Origin of the sequence: Erwinia phyllosphaerae (assembly GCF_019132875.1) — a bacterium.
Classification (GTDB): Bacteria; Pseudomonadota; Gammaproteobacteria; order Enterobacterales; family Enterobacteriaceae; genus Erwinia; species Erwinia phyllosphaerae.
In genome coordinates, this window is record NZ_JAHSPF010000007.1 from 85,969 (window position 1) to 107,023 (window position 21,055).

At 57.4% G+C, this 21,055-nt stretch carries 22 protein-coding genes; 18 read left to right on the top strand and 4 right to left on the bottom strand.

Annotated features, from left to right (window positions below):
- The first annotated feature begins 115 nt into the window (after positions 1–115).
- A complete protein-coding gene (gene bglX / locus KUE00_RS13645) occupies positions 116–2,413 on the top strand; it encodes a beta-glucosidase BglX (protein ID WP_246760443.1) in 2,298 nt (765 codons plus the stop codon).
- 43 nt (positions 2,414–2,456) lie between these two features.
- Here the strand turns inward: bglX and KUE00_RS13650 are convergent, their stop codons facing one another.
- The gene (locus KUE00_RS13650; protein WP_246760444.1) at positions 2,457–2,942 is read right to left on the bottom strand and encodes a GNAT family N-acetyltransferase; all 486 of its coding nucleotides are present in this window, start codon (positions 2,940–2,942) and stop codon (positions 2,457–2,459) included.
- Positions 2,943–3,134: 192 nt separating this feature from the next.
- Here KUE00_RS13650 and KUE00_RS13655 point away from each other — a divergent pair, with 192 nt between their 5' ends.
- From KUE00_RS13655 to idi, 11 genes are all read left to right on the top strand, one after another.
- The gene (locus KUE00_RS13655) at positions 3,135–4,094 is read left to right on the top strand and encodes a LysR family transcriptional regulator (protein ID WP_246760445.1); all 960 of its coding nucleotides are present in this window, start codon (positions 3,135–3,137) and stop codon (positions 4,092–4,094) included.
- A 282-nt stretch (positions 4,095–4,376) separates the two neighbouring features.
- Entirely contained in the window at positions 4,377–5,834 is a 1,458-nt protein-coding gene (locus KUE00_RS13660) for an NAD(P)-binding domain-containing protein (protein ID WP_246760446.1), read from the top strand.
- Complete coding sequence (locus tag KUE00_RS13665; protein ID WP_246760447.1) at positions 5,831–6,313, top strand: CMD domain-containing protein; 483 nt, start codon at positions 5,831–5,833, stop codon at positions 6,311–6,313. Before KUE00_RS13660 ends, KUE00_RS13665 begins: the two co-directional genes overlap by 4 nt.
- On the top strand, positions 6,310–6,891 hold the full coding sequence (locus KUE00_RS13670; protein WP_246760448.1) for a peroxidase-related enzyme: 582 nt from the start codon (positions 6,310–6,312) through the stop codon (positions 6,889–6,891). The genes KUE00_RS13665 and KUE00_RS13670 overlap by 4 nt, the downstream gene beginning before the upstream one ends.
- The gene (locus KUE00_RS13675; RefSeq protein ID WP_246760449.1) at positions 6,884–7,618 is read left to right on the top strand and encodes an amino acid ABC transporter ATP-binding protein; all 735 of its coding nucleotides are present in this window, start codon (positions 6,884–6,886) and stop codon (positions 7,616–7,618) included. Before KUE00_RS13670 ends, KUE00_RS13675 begins: the two co-directional genes overlap by 8 nt.
- Positions 7,619–7,635: 17 nt before the next feature.
- Complete coding sequence (locus tag KUE00_RS13680; protein ID WP_246760450.1) at positions 7,636–8,451, top strand: transporter substrate-binding domain-containing protein; 816 nt, start codon at positions 7,636–7,638, stop codon at positions 8,449–8,451.
- A 52-nt stretch (positions 8,452–8,503) separates the two neighbouring features.
- Entirely contained in the window at positions 8,504–9,208 is a 705-nt protein-coding gene (locus KUE00_RS13685) for an amino acid ABC transporter permease (protein WP_246760451.1), read from the top strand.
- Between the two features lie 12 nt (positions 9,209–9,220).
- Positions 9,221–9,913 carry an amino acid ABC transporter permease gene (locus tag KUE00_RS13690; RefSeq protein ID WP_246760452.1) on the top strand — a complete coding sequence of 231 codons (693 nt, stop codon included), beginning with the start codon at positions 9,221–9,223 and terminating at the stop codon, positions 9,911–9,913.
- An 83-nt stretch (positions 9,914–9,996) separates the two neighbouring features.
- Positions 9,997–10,869: an oxygenase MpaB family protein gene (locus KUE00_RS13695; protein ID WP_246760453.1), complete on the top strand. Its 873-nt coding sequence runs from the start codon at positions 9,997–9,999 to the stop codon at positions 10,867–10,869.
- 88 nt (positions 10,870–10,957) lie between these two features.
- The gene (locus KUE00_RS13700; protein WP_246760454.1) at positions 10,958–12,055 is read left to right on the top strand and encodes a suppressor of fused domain protein; all 1,098 of its coding nucleotides are present in this window, start codon (positions 10,958–10,960) and stop codon (positions 12,053–12,055) included.
- An 81-nt stretch (positions 12,056–12,136) separates the two neighbouring features.
- Positions 12,137–12,679: an isopentenyl-diphosphate Delta-isomerase gene (gene idi, locus KUE00_RS13705; RefSeq protein ID WP_246760455.1), complete on the top strand. Its 543-nt coding sequence runs from the start codon at positions 12,137–12,139 to the stop codon at positions 12,677–12,679.
- Between the two features lie 53 nt (positions 12,680–12,732).
- On the opposite strand, the gene KUE00_RS13710 is transcribed toward idi, so the two are convergent.
- Positions 12,733–14,211, bottom strand: coding sequence for an MFS transporter (locus KUE00_RS13710; protein ID WP_246760456.1), 1,479 nt, complete (start codon positions 14,209–14,211; stop codon positions 12,733–12,735).
- A 182-nt stretch (positions 14,212–14,393) separates the two neighbouring features.
- Here KUE00_RS13710 and osmF point away from each other — a divergent pair, with 182 nt between their 5' ends.
- The 4 genes from osmF to KUE00_RS13730 are packed head-to-tail and all read left to right on the top strand — an operon-like array spanning position 14,394 to position 18,126.
- Complete coding sequence (gene osmF, locus KUE00_RS13715; protein WP_246760594.1) at positions 14,394–15,299, top strand: glycine betaine ABC transporter substrate-binding protein OsmF; 906 nt, start codon at positions 14,394–14,396, stop codon at positions 15,297–15,299.
- Positions 15,300–15,315: 16 nt separating this feature from the next.
- Positions 15,316–16,470 carry an ABC transporter permease gene (locus KUE00_RS13720; RefSeq protein WP_246760457.1) on the top strand — a complete coding sequence of 385 codons (1,155 nt, stop codon included), beginning with the start codon at positions 15,316–15,318 and terminating at the stop codon, positions 16,468–16,470.
- Positions 16,467–17,399 (top strand): ABC transporter ATP-binding protein, encoded by a 933-nt coding sequence (locus tag KUE00_RS13725; RefSeq protein WP_246760458.1) that lies wholly within the window; start codon positions 16,467–16,469, stop codon positions 17,397–17,399. The genes KUE00_RS13720 and KUE00_RS13725 overlap by 4 nt, the downstream gene beginning before the upstream one ends.
- 1 nt (position 17,400) lies before the next feature.
- Positions 17,401–18,126: an ABC transporter permease gene (locus tag KUE00_RS13730; protein WP_246760459.1), complete on the top strand. Its 726-nt coding sequence runs from the start codon at positions 17,401–17,403 to the stop codon at positions 18,124–18,126.
- Here the strand turns inward: KUE00_RS13730 and KUE00_RS13735 are convergent.
- Positions 18,113–18,217: a protein YohO gene (locus tag KUE00_RS13735; protein WP_158783236.1), complete on the bottom strand. Its 105-nt coding sequence runs from the start codon at positions 18,215–18,217 to the stop codon at positions 18,113–18,115. The two genes, KUE00_RS13730 and KUE00_RS13735, sit on opposite strands and share 14 nt — an antisense overlap.
- A gap of 120 nt (positions 18,218–18,337) precedes the next feature.
- On the bottom strand, positions 18,338–19,069 hold the full coding sequence (locus KUE00_RS13740; RefSeq protein WP_246760460.1) for a MerR family transcriptional regulator: 732 nt from the start codon (positions 19,067–19,069) through the stop codon (positions 18,338–18,340).
- 228 nt (positions 19,070–19,297) lie between these two features.
- On the opposite strand from KUE00_RS13740, the gene KUE00_RS13745 reads away from it, so the two are divergent.
- On the top strand, positions 19,298–19,816 hold the full coding sequence (locus KUE00_RS13745) for a GNAT family N-acetyltransferase (RefSeq protein WP_246760461.1): 519 nt from the start codon (positions 19,298–19,300) through the stop codon (positions 19,814–19,816).
- A 381-nt stretch (positions 19,817–20,197) separates the two neighbouring features.
- The gene (locus tag KUE00_RS13750; protein ID WP_246760462.1) at positions 20,198–20,974 is read left to right on the top strand and encodes a DUF3750 domain-containing protein; all 777 of its coding nucleotides are present in this window, start codon (positions 20,198–20,200) and stop codon (positions 20,972–20,974) included.
- Positions 20,975–21,055 lie beyond the last annotated feature (81 nt).

The window sequence follows — 21,055 nt, forward strand, 5'->3', positions numbered from 1 at the left end:
TGATTTATTACGGCTCTCACCAGCTTGAAAACTACCTGCTATCCTCAACTTATGGCACACTCGCCACTTCTGTCGTCACGTTCTGCCGCCGTCTATATAAAGAGAAACCAACCTGATGAAATGGATTTATTCTGTTAGCTTTGCCGCCGCGCTGGCGATGCAGCCAGCCTTTGCTGACGGTAATCACGTGCAGCACCCGTTAACGCCCGAGGCGCGTGACGCCTTTGTGACTAACCTCTTAAAAAAAATGACGCTGGATGAAAAAATCGGCCAGCTCAGGCTGATCAGCGTCGGCCCGGATAACCCGAAAGAAGCTATCCGCGAGATGATCAAGCGTGAGCAGGTTGGCGCGATTTTTAACACCGTGACCCGCCAGGATATCCGCGCGATGCAGGATCAGGTGATGCAGCTCAGCCGCCTGAAGATCCCTCTGTTTTTTGCCTATGACGTCGTGCATGGCCAGCGTACCGTTTTCCCGATTCCTTTAGCGCTGGCGGCCAGCTGGGATCTGGATGCCGTGGCGGAAGTCGGGCGAATTTCAGCTTATGAAGCGGCGGACGACGGCTTGAATATGACCTGGGCACCGATGGTTGACGTCACGCGCGAGCCGCGCTGGGGGCGGGTATCGGAAGGCTTCGGTGAAGATACCTATCTCACCTCGGAAATGGGTCGCACCATGGTTGAATCGATGCAGGGAAAAAGCCCGGCGGATCGCTATTCGGTGATGACCAGCGTGAAGCACTTTGCCGCCTATGGCGCGGTGGAAGGCGGACGCGATTACAACACGGTGGATATGAGCCCTCAGCGGCTGGCCCAGGACTACCTGCCGCCGTACAAAGCAGCGCTGGACGCGGGCAGCGGCGGCGTGATGGTGGCGCTCAACTCGATTAACGGCGTGCCGGCCACGTCGGATAGCTGGCTGCTGAAAGATTTATTGCGCGACGACTGGAAGTTTAAAGGCATTACCATCAGCGATCACGGCGCGATCAAAGAGCTGATGAAGCACGGCGTTGCCAGCGATCCGCAGGATGCCGTACGGCTGGCGATCAAGTCAGGCGTTAACATGAGCATGAGCGACGAGTACTACAGCAAATATTTGCCGGACCTGGTGAAAAGCGGCGCAGTCAGCATGGCGGAAATCGACGATGCCACGCGCCACGTGCTGAACGTGAAATATGATATGGGGCTGTTTAACGATCCTTACAGCCATCTTGGCCCGGCAGAAAGCGACCCTAAAGATACCAATGCCGAAAGCCGTCTGCATCGGCCAGAAGCGCGCGACGTAGCGCGGAAAAGTATCGTGCTGTTAAAAAACCGCCTTGAGACGCTGCCGCTGAAAAAATCGGGCACCATCGCCCTGATTGGCCCGCTGGCCGACAGCAAGCGCGACATTATGGGGAGCTGGTCGGCGGCTGGCGTCGCAGCGCAGTCCGTTACCGTAATGGAAGGGCTGAAAAATGCCACGGCGGGTAAAGCAACCATTCTGTATGCCAAAGGTGCCAACGTCAGCGACAATAAAGGCATTCAGGACTTCCTGAACCTGTATGAAAACGCGGTGACGGTGGATGCACGCACGCCGCAGCAAATGCTGGATGAGGCCGTTGCCACCGCGAAAAAAGCGGATGTCGTGGTCGCCGTCGTCGGTGAAGCGCAGGGTATGGCGCACGAAGCCTCCAGCCGTAGCGACCTTACTATTCCACCTTCGCAGCAGGCGTTAGTCAGCGCGCTGAAGGCTACCGGTAAACCGCTGGTGCTGGTGCTGATGAACGGCCGTCCGCTGACCATCGTTAAAGAGAGCCGCGAGGCGGATGCGCTGTTAGATACCTGGTTTAGCGGCACCGAAGGCGGCAACGCTATCGCCGACGTCCTGTTTGGCGATTACAACCCGTCCGGCAAGCTGCCGATGTCGTTCCCGCGCTCCGTGGGTCAGATTCCGATTTATTACAACCACCTGAACACGGGCCGCCCTTACAACTTTGCGCACCCTAACAAATACACCTCGCACTATTACGATGCGGAAAACGGCCCGCTCTATCCGTTTGGTTACGGCCTGAGCTACACCAGCTTTAATGTGTCGCCGGTAACGCTTTCGGCAAAAACGATGCCGCGCAACGGCAAAGTGAATGCTTCCGTCACGGTAACCAATACCGGCAAGCTGGATGGCGCGACGGTGGTGCAAATGTATCTGCGCGACCAGGTTGCCAGCATCAGCCGTCCGGTAGAAGAGCTAAAGGGCTTTAAGCGCATTATGCTGAAAGCGGGCGAATCGCAGACGGTCACTTTTCCGATTGATGTCGATGCGCTGCGCTTCTGGAATGCCAGAATGCAGCACGTGGCCGAGCCGGGCAAGTTCAGCGTGATGATCGGGCTGGATTCGGTACGGACCAACGAAGCGGAGTTTGATTATTTATAATCAGGCCGTGAAAAAGGAGAGAGGCGATTAATCGCCTCTTTTTTTATTTTGCGTCTTCAGCAAAGTTCAGCAGCGCGTCACCGTCCAGGCGGTAGCGCACCCATTCGCTTTGCGGCAGCGCGCCGATGCTTTTATAAAAGTCGATAGCGGGCTGATTCCAGTCCAGCACGCTCCACTCCAGGCGACCGCAGTTGCGCTGTACCGCCAGCCGGGCGATATGCTTGATCAGCGCTTTGCCAGCACCAAAGCCGCGTGCCTCAGGTGAAATATAGAGATCTTCCAGGTAGATACCGTTGCGTCCAAGCCAGGTCGAATAGCTGGTGAAGAACACCGCATAGCCGACGATCGCGTCATCCGCTTCGCAGATTAGCGCTTCCGTTTTGCTGTCGGCGGCAAACAGCGTGGTGCGGATTTCCTCCGCTGTGGTCACCACTTCTTCCGGCGCTTTTTCATAAACGGCCAGCTCATAAATCATATCGAAGATAGCCTGTGCGTCGGCCGGACTGGCCTGGCGGATGGTGATACTCATGACTTTTTCCTTCACCTGCGAATTAATCGGCTAAGCATAAAGGTTATTGACCGCAGAATTAAGCGCTATCCACTTTCGCCACCCCGGAGAATCAACGCTTCCTCACTGTAGCTAATCGGCTTAACCCATTCTATGATACGGCCTTTTCGCACTGCCGCGAGAAAGTGCCATTCAATCAGGAAACGCGTGCGCATGACTCCTTTACAAGATCTGGATTTAAAACAGCTGGAAGCGTTTGCTGCGGTGATTGCCTCTGGCAGCGTGACGGCCGCCGCCAGAACGTTAAACCGTTCTCAGCCCGTCGTGTCGCGCCTGATCCAGGAACTGGAGCAGTCGCTGGGCTATCCGCTGTTTCTCCGCAACGGGCCGCGCATCCACCCCACGGAAGAAGCGCTTCAGCTTCATCAGTATGTGCAAAAAGCGTTGCTTTCATTGCAGCAAATTCGCCTGCGCGCGCAGGAGATAGGGCAGCAGCAGCATCGGCCCCTCAGCATTGCGGCCACTCCGGCGCTGGCGGCTGGCCTGCTGCCGCTGGCGCTTTCTCTGCTGGGTTTGCAGAATAAAGTGCAAATTATTAGCGAATCTGCCGAGCAGACCGCGCATGCGGTGATCACCGCAGAAGCAGAAGTCGGCCTGTGCAGTCTGCCGCTGGAGCACCATGCGGTACAGCTGCACTGGATTGGCCAGTCACGTTGCGTAGTCGCTCTGCCGCAAGACGACCCGCTGGCCGCAGAACAGCACGTCACGCTCGCCAGCCTGGCCGGACGACGTCTTATTGCGCCGTGGAATCCGCAGCGGCTGCGCGGGCGCTTTGCAAAAGCGTTGAAAAAGCTAAAAACCCCGCCGCATGAAACCATCGAAACCAACTCTTCCGCCAATATTCTCGCCTGCGTTCGCGCCGGGCTGGGCGTGGCCATTCTGGAGCCGGTTACCGCCTGGGGCATGCCGCTGGAAGGCGTAGCTATTCGCGCGCTGGATGAAGATATCCCCTACTTTTTTGGCGTCATTACGCCGCAGGGTCGCCAGCTTTCAACCGCGGCACAGGCGCTGATTAACGCGCTGGAAACGGCCGCTACCGATTTGCTTCCCGCTTTCCAGCGTCTTGCGGCAAGCGAGCATCCACGCATCATGCGCTTGATCAATCAGGATTAATCCGTCCGTCACCGCTCTTATACCTTTTTGTGCATAAGTTATAAGAAATCCATAGGTCATTTTCCCGGCGTTTTGCTTGACGCTCTCCTCCCTGCACAGGATGATGCCACTCCTGAATTATTACTATGCGTATATCTGATAATGAATGCGCAATTATGTGATAAATGAATCATTAAGACGGGCCAGTGCGCCTTATCGCATTCGGCCTGCTCTGACGTTCCCGGCTCGGGAACAGACTAAGGAACGAGGTTTTTGTGACGCTCAGGCCTGAGGAATACCACTATGGCGCATGCTAATTCACCGGCGGGGCTGGCCGCTCTGGAAGCCCGGCTGCAGCAGGATCTTGAGTTCCTTGAGCTGCCTGCGAAATCCTGGGTACCGGAACGGACTTATCAGAACGAGAAAGTGCGTGATGTCGTGGTGCTTGGCGCAGGGATGTGCGGGCTGGCGGCAACGGCGAAACTGGTGCTGAGCGGGATTGATAACGTCCTTGCGCTGGACGCGGCTCCGGCCGGACGGGAAGGGCCGTGGGTTACTTTTGCGCGGATGGAAACGTTACGTTCGCCGAAAACGCTACAGGGTCCGGCGCTTGGCCTGCCGCAGCTCACTTTTCGCGCCTGGTATACCGCGCAGTGGGGCGATGAAGCCTGGCAGGTGCTGAATAAAATCCCTAAAGACCAGTGGATGGATTATCTGGTCTGGTATCGCCATGTGCTAAACCTGCCGGTACAAAACGGGGTACGGATGACGGGGATTAGCCAGGCAGGCGATCTGATCGCGCTGGAGGTCGAAGGCTTTACCAGCCGCAGAATTTTTACCCGTCGGCTGGTGCTGGCGACCGGACGCTCGGGGCTGGGTGGCTTTGCCGTGCCTGATTTCCTGCAGGGCATCGATCGCGCTTACTGGGCACACTCCGCTGACGATATCGACTTTAATGCGCTGAAGGGCAAACGCGTGGCGGTCATCGGCGCGGGGGCTTCTTCGATGGACAACGCCGCGACGGCGCTGGAAGCGGGCGCGGGCGCGGTGGATATGCTGATTCGGCGTAAAGCCATGCCGCGCATCAACAAGATGACCGGCATCGGCAGCCAGGGCGTGGTTCACGGAATGCATCAGTTGCCGGACGCGTGGAAATGGAAATTTGTTGATTACACCGCCTCGACGCAGACGCCGCCGCCGCGCTCTTCCACGCTGCGCGTTTCCCGTCACGCCAATGCGCGGTTTTTTCTGGACTGCGGCATTAAGGCGGTAAAACAGGAAGCCAGCGGGCTACTGATTGAAACCACGCAGGGCGAGAGGCGTTATGACTTTTTGATTGCCGCCACCGGGTTTGCCAACACCTTTAATGGACGACCAGAGTTTGCTGCTATCGCACCTTATATTCGCAGCTGGGCAGATGGTCGCTATCAGCCGGAAATGGGCGCGCCGCGTAGCGGCATGACGGATGCGCCGGATCTGGGGCCAGCGTTTGAATTTCGCGAGCGAACGGCGGGCAGCTGTCCGATGCTGGCGCATATTCACTGCTTCAACGACGCCGCAATGCTGACGCACGGTAAGGTGTCCGGTGATATTCCGGCCGTTAGCGCCGGAGCCGATCGTCTGGTGCGCGGCATTGCGGCTTCGCTGTTTGCCGAAGATGTTGACAGCCACTTTGCCAGCCTGGTCGCCTACGACAAGCCCGAACTGCTGGGCGATGAATGGACGGATTCCACCCCTTTGTTAAAACAGGAGAACGCGTGAACGACGCTATCGATAAGGCTGTCGGCCTGTCGCCGGAGGAGGCGCTTTACGCTACCCGCCGTTTTCGGCCCGAATTTGTACAGGGGGCAGAACAGTGCCGCCTTTCCGTACTGCAACCCGCTAACGAGCAGGGGCTGAGCGCTGAGTTACGACTTGCGCTGGCCTGTCGTATGGCGACGTTAAACAAGGATGCGGTACTAACGGCAGACTACGATGCACAGCTGGCTGCCGTGAAACCGGCTCCGGACTTGCTGGCGCTGGCTGCGGGCGAAACGGCCCTGGCGGAGCCGCTGGCGACTATTGCTCGTCACGTCGATCTGGTCACGCTTACGCCGGCCACAGCGCAGGCGGAAGATATCAGAAAGCTGGAGCAGGCCGGACTGAACAATCCGCAAATTGTCGCGCTTTCCGAGCTGATTGCTTTTGTTAATTTCCAGACGCGCGTGGCCATCGGCCTGCGCCTGATGAGGTCAGTATGATCCCCGTGGTTCGCCTGAAGCCACTTAGCTGGCATCCGTATATTACGCCGCTGGCGCTGGCGGACGCCACGCCGGAGCAGCTTGCGGCAATGGAAGTGACGCCGTCCGGCAAGAAGATTTCTGAATACGTCCGCACGCTGGCGCACGATCCAGAAAGCTATACGGCGCGCACCGTGCTGTTTAACGCCATCATGTATGTCGAAGGCGGCCTGAACCGCGCCGATCGGGAACTGGGCGCGCTGGGCGCTTCGCTGGTCAACGGCTGCAAATATTGCGCGGTGGTGCATGCTCGCCGTCACGCCCAGCTAACCCAGAGCGAGCAGGTCGTCAGCGCGCTTTACTTCAGCAAGCCGGAAGAGCTTGGCCCGCGCGATGCCGCCATTTATCGCTTCGCCTGCCGCCTGTCCGTAACGCCTTCGCAGGCAACGGCGGAAGATATTGCCGCGCTGCGTGAAAACGGCATGGATGAGAATGAGATCGTCGATCTGATTCACGCTATCTCGATCTTTGGCTGGGCAAACCGTTTGATGCACGTGCTTGGCCACGCTACTTACGCAAAAGGGTCTACAAATGCTTGAACTTAATGATATTAAGCTCTCATACGGCAACACGCCGATCCTGAAAGGCGTCAATCTTTCGGTGAAGCGCGGCGACGTCGTGTCCATCATCGGCCCCAGCGGCACCGGCAAGACCACGCTGCTGAGATGTATTAACTATCTGGCTAAGCCCACTTCCGGCACCATCGTGCTTGATGATATCCGGATGGATTACCAGGCCGTCAATAAGGCGGCGGTGCAGGCGATTCGCCTTAAAACCGCAATGGTTTTCCAGCAGTTCAACGTTTTTCGCAATATGACGGTGCTGGAAAACGTAATGGATCCGCTGATGGTTGTGCAGCGTAAGTCGAAAGAAGAGGCGCGCGCTATTGCCGGGCAGGAGCTGGAGCGCGTCGGGCTGGGCGCGAAGCTGGATCGCTATCCGTCGCAGCTTTCCGGTGGGCAGCTACAGCGTACGGGGATCGCCCGCGCGCTGGCCGTGAAGCCGGACGTTATTCTGTTTGATGAGCCGACCTCCTCGCTCGACCCTGAACTGGTGGGCGAAGTATTAAAAGTGATCAAAGAGGTCACTTCCTCAGGTATTACCTCACTGCTGGTTACCCATGAAATGCAGTTCGCCAGAAGCATTTCCAGCCGCATCGTCTTTATGGACCAGGGCGTGGTTGCCGCAGAAGGTACGCCGGAAGCGATTTTCGACAACCCTTCGCAGCCGCGCCTTGCCCGCTTCCTGAACGCTGAACACGTCTGATAATAAAAGGAAATACTATGCCTGCAATCACTACTCTGCGTCGTCTGGTCGTTACTGGCGGCGTTGCCATCGCGCTTATGGCTTCTGGCGCTAACGCCGCCGACAGCGTTCGTACCATCAAAGTTGCGACCTCGGCCGAATCAAAACCGCTCTCCTGGGGCGCTATCGGTGTTGAGCCGCAGGGCTACGAGCCGGACGTGCTGCGAGCGGTTAACACTAAGCTGCCGCAGTATAAGTTTGTGCTGGAAGGCGCGGCGGATATTGCTCAGGAAACCGGCCTGGTCACGGGTAAATATGACATGGCGACCGGCGGTTACTACAAAGCGCCCGCGCGCAGCAAACAGTTCCTGATCCCGGACAGTCCGATTGGCGCCAGCCTGATGAAGATCTACAGCCGTAAAGACAGCAACATCAACGGGATGAAAGATCTGGTTGGCAAAAACATCGTGCCCGTGACGGCAGGCGGCGGCGTTTATAAATTTGTTACCCAGTGGCAGCAGGAGCACCCTGGCGACAAAATTGATATCAAAGCCTCCAGCGCCGGTATCCCTTATCCGGATCGCCTGAAAGAAGTACAGAGCGGCAAATATGACGCGCTGATCCTGCCGTCAAACCTGGGCGAGCAGACGGTTATCGATAACCAGAAGCTGAATATCCAGGCGAGCGAACCTGTGGTGACCAACAACACCTACGTGCTTATTCATAAATCTGACCAAAACAAAGCGCTGAACGATGACGTGAATAACGCCCTGAAAGCGCTGAAGGATGACGGCACGCTGGACAAGCTGGCGCAGAAATGGTTTGGCGAACCCGTCGTAAAATATATGAAGTAATTCTTCGCGGCGACCGCCAGAAAAGCGGCCGCTGCGAAAACAGGAGCGTTGCATGAATCTGTCTTCCATGATCCCCGAGCTGCTTTCGGCACTGCCGCTGACGCTCGCGATTATGTTTGTCGCCCTTATCGCCGGGTTTTTTCTGGCGCTGATAGCCACCACGCTGCGAGTGCGCAGGATTGCGGGACTGAGCCTGCTGGCCGATCTGTACGTTTCCTACGCGCGCAGCGTGCCCGTGGTGCTGCAACTGTTTGTCGCCTTTTACGGCTTGCCGCCGATTGCGGCCCTGTTCGGCGTGGATGATTTTCTTTCGGCGACCACGGCTTCCATGGTTGGCCTGAGCCTTTATCACGGTGGCTATCTCTCGGAGGTGATGCGGCCCGCCTTTCTGGCGGTTGAACGCGGTCAGCACGACGCCGCCGACAGCTTTGGCTACAGCTTCCGGCAGAAAATCAGCCGTATCGTTGGGCCGCAGGCGCTGCATATCGCGCTGCCTGGCTACGGAAACGCGGTGATTTACCTGATCCACAACGTGGCGCTGGTGATGTATATCGGCGCGGCCGACGTAATGGCGACGGCGCATTTGATCATGGAACGCGACTATAACCAGTACCAGTTTGGCACTTACCTGGTGCTGGCGGTGCTCTATTCGCTGCTGTGCCTGATTGTCTGGCTAATCGTGCGCTTTTTCGAACGTCGCTACAGCTGGCATGCGGACAAGGCCACGGCGAAGATTAAATTGACGGCAAGCGTCTAAAGAGGGGCGATCATGTTTGAAATGGACCTGCTGCTGCCGGATTTCTGGAGCATTCTGGATGCGGTGCCCGTTACGCTGGCGATGGCGCTGACCATCTTTATTTTCTCGACGCTGCTTGGCGGCCTGTTTGCGCTGGTCGAGCATAAAAAGATCCCGCTGCTGCGCCAGCTGGTGGTCACCTATAAAATTGCTTTTAAGGGTGTACCAATGGTGGTGGTCATTTTTCTGGCCTACTACGGTTTACCGCCAGCGCTGCACTTTGTGGCCTCGCTGTTTGGCCTTCCTTTTAACGCCCATTCGCTGCCTAACTGGGTCATTATTATCGTGGCGCTGACGGCCTGCGTGGCGGCGTTCCAGGCGGAAGTGGTCAAGGGCGCGCTGAACGCCTTTGATGCGGGTCAGGCAGAGGCGGCATACTCGCTGGGCTACAGTCACGCTCAGCTGTTCCGCCGCGTACTGTTTCCGCAGATTATCGTGTCGGCTATTCCAGACCTCGCGAACTCGTTTATGGTGATCATGAAAGCGCTGTCGCTGGCCTTTGCTATTGAAGTCGTCGATATTTTTGCCCAGGCTCAGCTTACCGCCGCGCTGAACTTCTATTACCTCGAAGCTTTCGCCGTGGCGGTGGTGTTCTATATGGTTATCGCCTGGGCGGTGACCAAGCTTGCCGATAAGATCGAGGCGGCGCTGCGCGTGCGTACCTAAAGCTGTTAAGCTGGCTCTGGAGCAGTGAAATACAGGTCGGAAGCCGATGTTACGCTTCCGGCCTTTTTTATTAGCGGAGAAATATGCTTTCAGTCAGAGACAGAATTCAGCAGCAGGTTTTTCGCCTTAACGGTCTGGCGATGAACGATTTTGACCTCAGCCAGCCGCCGGGCGATCCGGGACTTTATGGGCCGGACAGCGCCATCTGGCAGGTACACGGCGACTTCTCTTCAATGCTGTGCGGCGGTATCTCGGCGCTGCTGATGCAAATGCTGCATCCTCAGGCGCTGGCGGGCGTCTGGGATCACTCCACCTTTCGCGACGATATGCTGGGCAGGCTGCGGCGCACCAGCCAGTTTATCGCCGTTACCACCTTCGGCAATACGGCGGACGCGCATACGCTGATTGAGCGCGTAAAACGCATTCACCTGCGGGTTTCCGGCGTTGACGGGCAGGGCAACGCCTATGCCGCCAGCGATCCGGCTTTGTTAACCTGGGTTCACGTGGCGGAAACCAGCCGTTTTCTGGCCGCCCATCTGCGCTATAAAAATCCGCATCTGAGCCTGCAGGACAGAGACCGTTACTATGCTGAAGCGGCCGTGGTAGCCGAAGCGCTGGGCGCAGCTCAGGTGCCAAAAACGGTGCAGGAGGTGGAAGCTTACCTGACAGCGATGCGGCCGCAGCTGCGCTGTGATCAACGAACGAAAGAAGTGCTCGCGATTTTGCTGAATACGCCTGCGCCCAGCTGGCAGGCGCGACCGGCTATGCACACGATGATGATGGCGGGTATTGAGCTGCTGCCGGAGTGGGCGCAGCAGCAGTTTGGCTTTCGCTTTTCCGGCTGGCGGCAAAGGGTGATCCGGCGGCGCATGAAATGGCTCGCGGCGGGGCTGCGCTGGTGCGTACGGCGCGGTGGCTATTATCGGGCGATGAAGCGCATGGGGCGCGAAATTTGAGATTATTACCCTTGCCGTAACATGGCGCGCGCGGGCATCCTGCTCTATTCTCCGGGTGAGGATGACCCAGAACTCTTGTCGAGGCGCTATGACACAAACATACCGGCTGGCTGAAGTCTTTAATCAGCAACAAACGCTTATTGCCACGGTTGAGCAGGATGAGCGCACCGCCTATTTCTATCTCCGTCCCACCGAGCCTTTTCGCGGCAAGTTTGCCGTACGCGGCTGCTGGCTGAGAAATCTGCTGCCCGCGCCTGCGCAGGAAGACCTGGATGCCATGGCGCAAGGCGTGCCGCCGCTGCTTAGCGCGGAATATTGCCGTACGCTGGAAGCAGAACCCATACTGCAACCCGCAGGTTTGCAGGTTGTCTGGACGCCCGGCGACGACGGTGCCGCGCTCTGGTATCAGGGGCAGCTGCTGGCGGTGATCCCAGGCTGGAGCCTTTATCAGGACAAGCAGGTCAGCTTTTCGGCTGGCTGTATTAAAGAAAATCGACTGACCGCGCCGCTCGGCTCCGCTTCTACCAATGCTTACTATGAACAGGCGGTAAAAGATCGGCACTTCTGGCGTGACTGGCACGACGGCCACCTGTGGGAACCCGTTCAGCGCGACATGCTGCGCTGTTATGAAGCGCAGTATGGCGACTCGCTGAAGTACTACTCCATCGATCAGGGCAACTGGCCGCCGATGGCGATTTCCCAGCATTACCATCAGGGAAGCTGGTATTTCCTGACGCTGGGCATGTGCATTCGCCCTATGCCGTGGGTAGATTTTCTCTATGAGGACGCCACGCATCATCGCCGTACCGAGCTGGCGATGGCAATTGATGCCGAAGTGATGAGTGAAGAGAACGCGGTGCAGATGGCCAGCGCGCTGGCGAACTTTGCCCATTTCCCGTGGGCGCGCCTGAGCTGGCTTGGCGAAGGGCATACGCTTTCTTCCGCCGTGGCACCGGTTGGCTTTGAAGGCTTTTTGCTTTCTGCCGAATTAGGCGAGCGCTTTACGCTACCGCAGCGGGAAGGGGAAAAAGTCAGCCTGCTGTGGGCAACGCCGGTCACGGCTGCCGAACAGGAGTTTGCCGAGAAAGAAGCGCGCGGCGGTTTTGAACTGGTTGAGCGCCTGACCGAATCCGGCCACGATCACATCTTCCGACCAAGGCCGCAGCTGGTGGAGCCGGTTAAGTAATCATACTTTCGCACGATTTTACCCAGCCGCCAGGGCCGCAGATGTGCCACAATTATCTGAGGGAATTCTGAAGAGGTAGGCATGTCTGCAATTGAAGTTATCCTGGTCGATAGCCAGGACCGCGCCGTCGGCACCATGGAAAAGCTGGAAGTCCATCAAAAAGGATTACTTCACCGCGCGGTCACCGTCTACGTATTTAACTCCCGCCATCAGCTGCTGTTGCAGCAGCGCGCCAGCGATAAATATCACTGTGGCGGGCTGTGGAGTAATACCACCTGCGGCCATCCTTATCCGCAGGAGTCTACGCGCCACGCTGCCGAACGACGTCTGCACGAAGAGATGGGGCTAAAGCTGAGTCTCGAACCTGTGTTTGAACTGAGCTACCGTTTACCGCTGTCGAACGGGCTGATTGAGCATGAGTATGGCCATGTCTGGTTCGCCTTAAGCGACGAGCTGCCGCAGCCCAATCCGCAGGAAGCAGAAAGCTGGCGCTACGCTTCGCTGGCGGAGATCCGGCAGGAGATGACGGCGCATCCCGAGCGCTTTACGCCATGGTTTCTGCATACGTTCGCGCGTATTCCCACAGAGCTGGCTCGCTTTACCACCGCCACGCTGGCGGGCTAGCCCTTCAGCCGGCTAACTGACCGATTACGGCAAGGCGTTACAGGCGGCCTGTTTTAGCGAGGGCGCACGGTAAAATCTTCGGCATCCACATCGTAACCCGACGGCTCCCAGCGCACGAGCAGCAGCGCCAGTAACCCGGCCAGCGGCGCAAGACCGATAACCCAGAAGACGTTGGTGCCCAGCGCCGCCGACAGCAGGGGAAACAGAAACAGCGACAGCGTAGAACTACCGCGCATCAGCGTCTGGTTCATCCCTACGCCCACACCGCGCAGCGAAGTTGGATAGCTCAGCGAAGCAAAGGTCATGGTATGCGAGCCGGGGCCGAAGCCCTGACCCAGCAGAAACAGCGCCAGCATGGCAATGGCAACTGCCGCCTGCGCGCCGTCGTCCGGCCTGCCAACCAGCGCCAGGCCGAGCAGCGCCGCAAACTGACAGCTATAGCCCGCCACCGTCATTTTCCACGCGCCGAAACGCGGCACCAGGCGCACCGCCAGTAGCCCGCCGACAAAGGCAAACAGCAAATTCAAAGCCAGCGACACCAGAATGGTGGTCAGCATTGACTGCGCCAGAAAGCTGGAAATAATCACCGGCAGCCCGAAGGCGACGGCGTTATAGGCAAAGGCGGAAGCAACAGCGGTCACGGCGGCAAGCAAAGTACGGCGCAGATAGACGCCTTTAAACAGCTCGCCGTAGTTGCGCCAGCCGGCCCGGCGAACCGGCGTCGCGGGAGCCAGTTCAGCCTCTTTGGCGACCACGGCATTGATGCCATAGGAGTGACGCAGGATAGCGGCGGCGCTTTTTAAATCGCCCTGGTTAGCGGCCCAGACCGGCGACTCGCTCATATAGCGGCTGCGAATGGCAATAATCAACAGCGCGGGGACGGCACCAAAGCCAAGAATGATCCGCCACAGCCAGCCCGCGTGCGCTTCCGGCAGCACGGAATAGAAAAACAGCACCAGTAAGTAAGAGATGGAGATGGCGGCATACCAGGTCGGACACCACATGGCGATGCTGGCGGCCTTGTTGCCTCGTCCTTTAAGCTTTGAAAATTCGGCCAGGAAGGCCATCGCCACGGGGAGGTCGATGCCGACGCCCAGCCCCATCACAAAGCGCGCCCCGGCTAAGACATATTCGTTTGGGGCAAAAGCGCAGGCCAGCGCGGCGACCACAAAGAAAAACATATCGGCCATAAAAACGCGGTAGCGGCCAATTTTATCGGTGAGGTAGCCACCAGTCAGCGCGCCGACGATAGCGCCGAAAGCGATAGCCGAAGCGACCATGCCCGCGCCCGCAGGCGTCAGCGAAAATTCCCGCGTAACATCTTTCATGCCGAAGGCCAGCGCGCCAAGGTCGTAGGCGTCCAGAAAAACGCCGCCCAGCGCAATCGCAATCACGATATGGGCATTGCTCCGCGCCTGCGTGCTGTTATTCACCAGCCGTGAGACATCTGCCGCGTGACGGATAGTCAAAACCTCACCGCCCGGTTCATTCCCTGCCGTGGCGACATGCGCCGAAGAAGCTAAGTCAGTCATGATGTTATGTTCTTTTTATAGCAATAATACGTGAGCATACTCCGCGAGCTGGCGAAGTTAAATTCCGGCTGGTTATAAGTTAAAACTAAAAGAATCACTGTTAACAATGGGTTTTAAGTGGTTAATTAATGGGCTACTCTTGAAGCTGACCTGCTAATAAGGAACAAAAAATGGCAAAGGGTATGGGGTTGGGCAGCGCGCTGGCGCTGGTAGTTTTGCTGGGGCTGGGCAGCAGCGCGCAGGCGGCCGAGCCGGTAAAGGTCGGCTCAAAAATTGATACGGAAGGGTCGTTGCTGGGCAATATCATTTTGCAGGTGCTGGATAAGCACGGCGTGAAAACCATTAACAAAATCCAGCTGGGCAACACCCAGGTTGTCAGAGGCGCGATTACGGCGGGCGAACTGGATATTTATCCGGAATATACCGGCAACGGCGCCTTCTTTTTTCACGATGAGAAAAACCCGGCCTGGAAAAACGCGCAGGCTGGCTATCAGCGGGTGAAAAAGCTGGATGCGGAAAAGAATCATCTGATCTGGCTGACGCCTTCGCCCGCCAACAATACCTGGACTATTGCGGTACGCGGCGATCTGGCGCAGAAAAACCAGCTGGCGACGCTGGCTGACCTTAGCGCCTATCTGAAAAAGGGCGGCACATTTAAGCTGGCCGCGTCGGCAGAGTTTATCGAGCGTCCGGACGCGCTGCCCGCTTTCGAGCGCGCCTATGACTTTAAGCTTAACCAGGAGCAGCTGCTGTCGCTGGCCGGAGGCGATACGGCGGTCACGCTGAAAGCCGCTGCGCAGCAAACCTCCGGCGTTAACGCCGCTATGGCCTACGGCACGGATGGCCCGGTTGCAGCGCTGGGGCTGCAAACGCTGGGCGATCCCAAAGGTGTGCAGCCTGTTTATGCACCGGTGCCTGTGATCCGCGAGGCCGTGCTGAAAGCTTATCCGCAGATCGGCGACTGGCTACAGCCGGTTTTTGCCTCGCTGAGCGAACAAACCTTGCAGCAGCTGAATGCCAAAATCGCGGTGGAAGGGATGGATGCGAAACAGGTAGCTGCCGATTATCTGCAGCAGAAAAAATTCTAGCCGTGCAGCGTTAACCATGGCTATGGGTATTCACAATCGCGTGACGCTGCTGTTGGCTTTGCTGCTAACGGCGGCGCTGTTGCTGCTGCCTTTTCTTAACTGGGCACCTAATCGGCTGGTTTCCGGCCAGCCGCTCGCCTTGCCGCAGATAGCAAAAGGTACGTGGCTGCTGCTTCCCGCACTGCTGCTGCTGGCGTTAGCTTTTGTCCCGCAAAAGCGCCTCACTTTGACACTTACCTTGCTCTGTAGCGAGGCTTTGCTGGTGGCGCTGGTCGCCGCTGGCGGCATGGCGGCGGCCGCGCTGGCGCAGCACGGTAGTCCGCTGGCCAGGACCTCTTACGGCAGCGGTTTCTGGCTGGCCGCCGCGCTCGCCTTACTGATTGCGGCCGATACCGTCAGTCGCCTGACGCCTGGTCTGCTGTGGCGGCTACTGCTGAACGGGCAGATTTGGTTGCCGGTCATCGTTTTATTAGCGAGCGGTCAACTGGACGCGCTGTCGCTGCTGAAAGAGTACGCTAACCGCCGCGACGTCTTCGATCAGGCGCTATCACGGCATTTACTGATCCTGAGCGGCACGCTGGTTCCGGCCCTGCTGGTGGGTATTCCCCTTGGCTGGTATTGCTATCGCCGTCCCGCTTTACAGCCCGCGGTTTTTTCTACGCTGAATATTATTCAAACCGTCCCGTCGGTAGCGCTGTTTGGTTTGCTGATGGCACCGCTCAGCGGTCTGGCGCGTGCCTTTCCCGCGTTATCCTCAATAGGCATTAGCGGTATCGGCATCGCGCCCGCTCTGATTGCGCTGGTGCTGTATGCGCTTCTGCCGCTGGTGCGCAGTATTGTCGCCGGGCTACAAAACGTGCCGGAAGCGGTGACGGAAACGGCGCGAGGAATGGGGATGAAGAGTGGACAAATTTTCTGGCAGGTGGAGGTGCCGCTGGCTTTGCCGGTGCTGCTGGCCGGACTGCGCGTTACCACTATCCAGACCATTGGCATGACGGTGATTGCCGCGCTGATTGGCGCAGGCGGCTTTGGCGCGATTATTTTTCAGGGGCTGCTTAGCAGCGCGCTGGATCTGGTGATACTGGGCGTTATCCCGGTCATTGCGCTGGCGGTCATCGCCGATACCTTATTTAAGCTTCTGATCTCCATAACCGAGGCCAAACGTCAGTGATCGATTTTAACGCGGTAAGCAAGCAGTTTGCAGGCAAAGCGGCGGTCAGCAACCTGACGCTGAACATCGCCAAAGGCCAATTCACGGTGCTGATTGGCACCTCTGGCTGCGGCAAATCTACCACCCTGAAAATGATTAACCGGCTTGTTGAGCACGATGCTGGCACTATTCAATTTGCTGGCGAAGAGATCCGCCGCTTTAACCCGCAGGCGCTGCGCCGCCGTATGGGCTATGCCATCCAGTCGACCGGCCTGTTTCCGCACTGGACGGTAGAAAAAAATATTGCCACGGTGCCGACGCTGCTCGGCTGGTCAAAACCGCAAATTGCGCAGCGGGTGAGTGAACTGCTGGCCTTGCTGAACATGGATGAAAGCTTTCGCCAGCGTTATCCGCACCAGCTTTCCGGCGGTCAGCAGCAGCGCGTCGGCGTAGCGCGCGCGCTGGCTGCCGATCCGGAGGTGCTGCTGATGGATGAACCCTTCGGCGCGCTCGATCCTGTGACGCGCGCCACGCTGCAGCAGGAGATTGCCCGCATTCATCAGCTTTCCGGCAAAACTATTGTGCTGGTGACGCATGATATTGATGAAGCGCTGGCCCTGGCTGACAGGCTGGTGTTAATGGATAAAGGCGAGGTTGTTCAGCAAGGTACGCCAGTCGAACTGTTAACAAAACCCGCCAGCGAGTTTGTCCGGCAGTTTTTCGGGCAGAGCGAGTGGGGGATTCGGCTACTGTCGCAGGCTTCTGCCGGCCAGGCGGCCAGGCGCGGGGAGTGGCTGGAAGAAGATGCCATTGTAGAAAGCATGACGCTTCGGGAGGCGCTATCGGTGTTTATCGCGCGCGGCACCGACAAGTTACCCGTACGCGATGGACAGCTGCGGCCGCTTGGCGTGCTGCACTTTGCCGATCTGCTGCAGCAAAAAAGGAGCTGAGATGCGCTGGCTACGCGACCCGCTTATCTGGCTGATTTTGCTGTTTATCGCGCTGCTGCTGTTAATGCCCTACAGCGGTACGCTTTTTGCCAGCTGGTTTCCCGATCTGGCGCGGCCGCTTTATCAGCAGGAGAGCTTTATCCGTCTGACGGTGGCACACGCCGAGCTGGTGCTGATTTCCAGCCTTATTGCCGTTGTTATCGGCACGGGGGCGGGGATTGCAGTGACGCGCCCGGCGGGAAGAGAGTTTCGTTCGGTAGTGGAAACGCTGGTGGCGGCGGGGCAGACTTTTCCGCCCGTTGCGGTGCTGGCGCTGGCCGTGCCGGTTATCGGTTTTGGCGAGCAGCCTGCGCTGGTGGCGCTGGTTTTGTATGGTTTATTGCCTGTTCTGCAAGGAACGCTGGCGGGTATTGATGCCGTACCGCAAAGCCTGCGCGAGGTCGCTCAGGGCGTAGGCATGACGCCACGCCAGATCCTGTACAAAGTAGAGCTGCCGCTGGCCGCGCCCGTTATTTTAGCTGGCGTTCGTACATCGGTGATTATTAATATCGGCACCGCCACCATTGCCTCAACGGTGGGCGCTAATACGCTGGGTTCGCCGGTTATTATCGGGCTAAGCGGTTTCAATACGGCTTATATCATTCAGGGCGCAAGCCTGGTGGCGCTGCTGGCCATCGTAACGGATCGGCTTTTTGAGCGCCTGCTGCGGCTGTTTAAGAACGGATAAGAATGGTATAGCCGGTAAGCATCACGCCGCCGATTCCGCCTAACGCCATCATCAGAAAGATACAAATTACGCCAATTTTCTGCCAGTTCATGCCGTTGTCCGCCTGCCGTAAAAAAGAGAGCAAAGTATATCGCTTTTGTTCGGCGGACGTTAAGTTTTTGTGGGTTTTAATCGCGCAGGAAGCAGCGACCGGCGCTGCACGGCAATAAAATTAGCTGACCAGATGGGTAATTGCGTAACCCTGTTCCTGCCAGTGGGTCATCTGTTCCTGTTGGCGGCGAGTCAGCGGTTTTCCGGTAAAAATAAACAGCTGCTGGCCCGGAAACAGCTCCGGCCTTGGCAGCTCCAGCGGTTCTGCCAGCACGTCCATGCGCCAGCCTTGCTGACTGAGACGCCAGGCTTCCAGCCAGATGCGGGTGCGGTCTTCCGTGCCCCAGCCGACAATCAGCGCTTCTTTACCGGCTTTTTTGCGGCAGCTGGCCAGACAGAAGGTCACATAATCAATCAGGATACCGTCAAGCAGGCTGCACATTGTGCGCGCGGTGTTTTGATCCAGATTCAGACGCTGCCGAATAGGCAGGAAGACGTGGTCAATCAGCGCTGCTGCAGGATGTTCGCGTCCTACCGTAGCGACTATTGCGCGCAGCTTAGCCGGTCTGACGTGGCGTAATACCGCCATCATCTCTTCCTGCAGGCCGGTCCAGCCATCATGCACGTTCAGGCTTTCGCCTTCCAGCAGCGCCTTAACTTTTCCGACCGGTACGCCGCTCTCTATCCAGCGCTTAATCTCTTCGATGCGCTGAATATCTTCATCGTCAAACTGACGATGACCGCCTTCGGTACGCTGCGGTTTCAGTAAACCATAGCGGCGTTGCCAGGCGCGAAGCGTGACCGGGTTAATGCGGCAGCGTTCGGCGACATCACCAATACTGTATAAAGCCATGCCTTTCCTCAAACCTTGTTTGACTTCCCTGAGCCTAACTAACTCTCCATTGTTGTACAACTATTATTTGTTTGTACAACTTGGCGCTGCGCCAGTACTGTTGTATATCTTACTGAATCATGCCCGAAAAACCGATTGCGGCAGGCTTTGTTAGCCCTGGACAACCTTTTTATTTTACCCGTTACTTACTGGCTGGAAAAGGCCGTTTTACAGGATAATCGCTTCCCTATGACCACTATTGCCTACCAAACGCTGAGTGCCGAAGCGGCGAACCAGCTTAGCGATGAGTTATACGAGGTTTTGAGCGCCTGCGTGCGTGATGGCGCCAGCGTCGGTTTTATCAATAACGATCCTGAACCTATGGCCAACTTCTGGCAAAGCGCGATTGCGGATCTTGCCAGCGGAGAGAAACAGCTGCTGGTAGCCCGGCAGCAGCAGAGAATTGTGGGCACCGTCATCGTTGAGTTCTGCCGTAAGCCTAACGGCAACCACCGCGCGGAAATTGCCAAACTGCTGGTTCATCCTGTCGCCCGGCGTCAGGGCATCGCACGGGAACTGCTGGCACGTGCAGAGCAGCTGGCGCAGCAGGAAGGCAAAACGCTGCTGGTGCTGGATACGCGCACCGGCGATGTGGCAGAGCAGCTTTATCTGGCGCAAAACTGGCAGGTTAGCGGTCAAATTCCGGCGTTCGCGCGCTCGACGGAAAACCAGCTGGATGCGACAACGGTAATGTATAAGCTGTTGTAAACGGATAGCTGAAGCGCACTATTTCAGGCTGATAGCCGAAGCGTACTCTGCCAGGCGGATAGCTAAAGCGCACTATTTCAGGCTTATAGCTGGAGCGTACTCCGCCAGGTCAATAGCTAAAGCGCACTGGTTCATACGGATAGCTAAAGAGTACTCCGCCAGGTCAATAGCTGAAGCGTACTATTTCAGGCTGATAGCCGAAGCGTACTCTGCCAGGCTAATAGCTGAAGCGCACACCCTGCGTATCATGGCATTCAGTGGATAAAGATTGAATGCCGCCGCGATTTTCCGTAATGTGATTTTGCTCACATCTTAAGCGCCCGCTCGCTGACCCGTTATCAACCCTTATCAGACCCGCGACGGCGGGTAGCCGAAGGTATTATGTTTCTGCTGAAAGTTATCACGCTCAGTTTTCTTTGTATGCTGCTGCTCTCTTTTGCGCAAAGCTACGTTAAGGCCACCCACAGTGGCGTAGCAATTACGGGGAAGGACTGGGCCACGGCACGTCGCGACTCGGCCGGGATGGCACCCGATGCGCAAAAATTTGTCGATACCGCCATTGTACAGGTTTACGTTGCGCCCACTTTTGGCTGGCGTGGGCTTTTTGCCGTCCATCCGTGGATTATTTATAAAAGGGCGGGCGAGGACCATTTCAATCGATATGAAGTGGTGAGCTGGGGCAGCCGTAACGTGATTCGCCATAATTACGCGCTGCCCGACGGCTACTGGTTTGGCGCGAAGCCCAGGCTGCTGCTTGACCATCGTGGCGCGGCGGCAGCGGCGATGATCCCCCGTATTGAAGCGGCAATTAAAAGCTATCCGTGGCCGCATAGCTACCGCGTCTGGCCTGGCCCAAACAGCAACACGTTTTTAGCGCACATCGGCAGGGAAGTGCCGGAGCTGAAGCTGGATCTGCCCGCTAACGCCATTGGCAAAGATTTCCGGCCGCTGAGCAATCCTGTAGGTTTGCCTGCATCCGGCAAGGGGGTGCAGATTTCACTGCTGGGCGTGCTGGGGCTGACGCTGGGCGCGGAAGAAGGGCTGGAATTTAACGTGCTGGCTTTTAACTTTGGTATTGATTTCAGGCATCCGGCGTTGCGTCTCCCCTTTACCGGCAGGCTTGGGATGAGTAAAACCGCAACGGATAACAATGGCTGATAGCCTCTCTCTATCGGGCCGGTCAGCTGAGCGATGACGATGGTGACGGGCCGAGGCTTTCTGGCCGCTGCAAAGCGATAA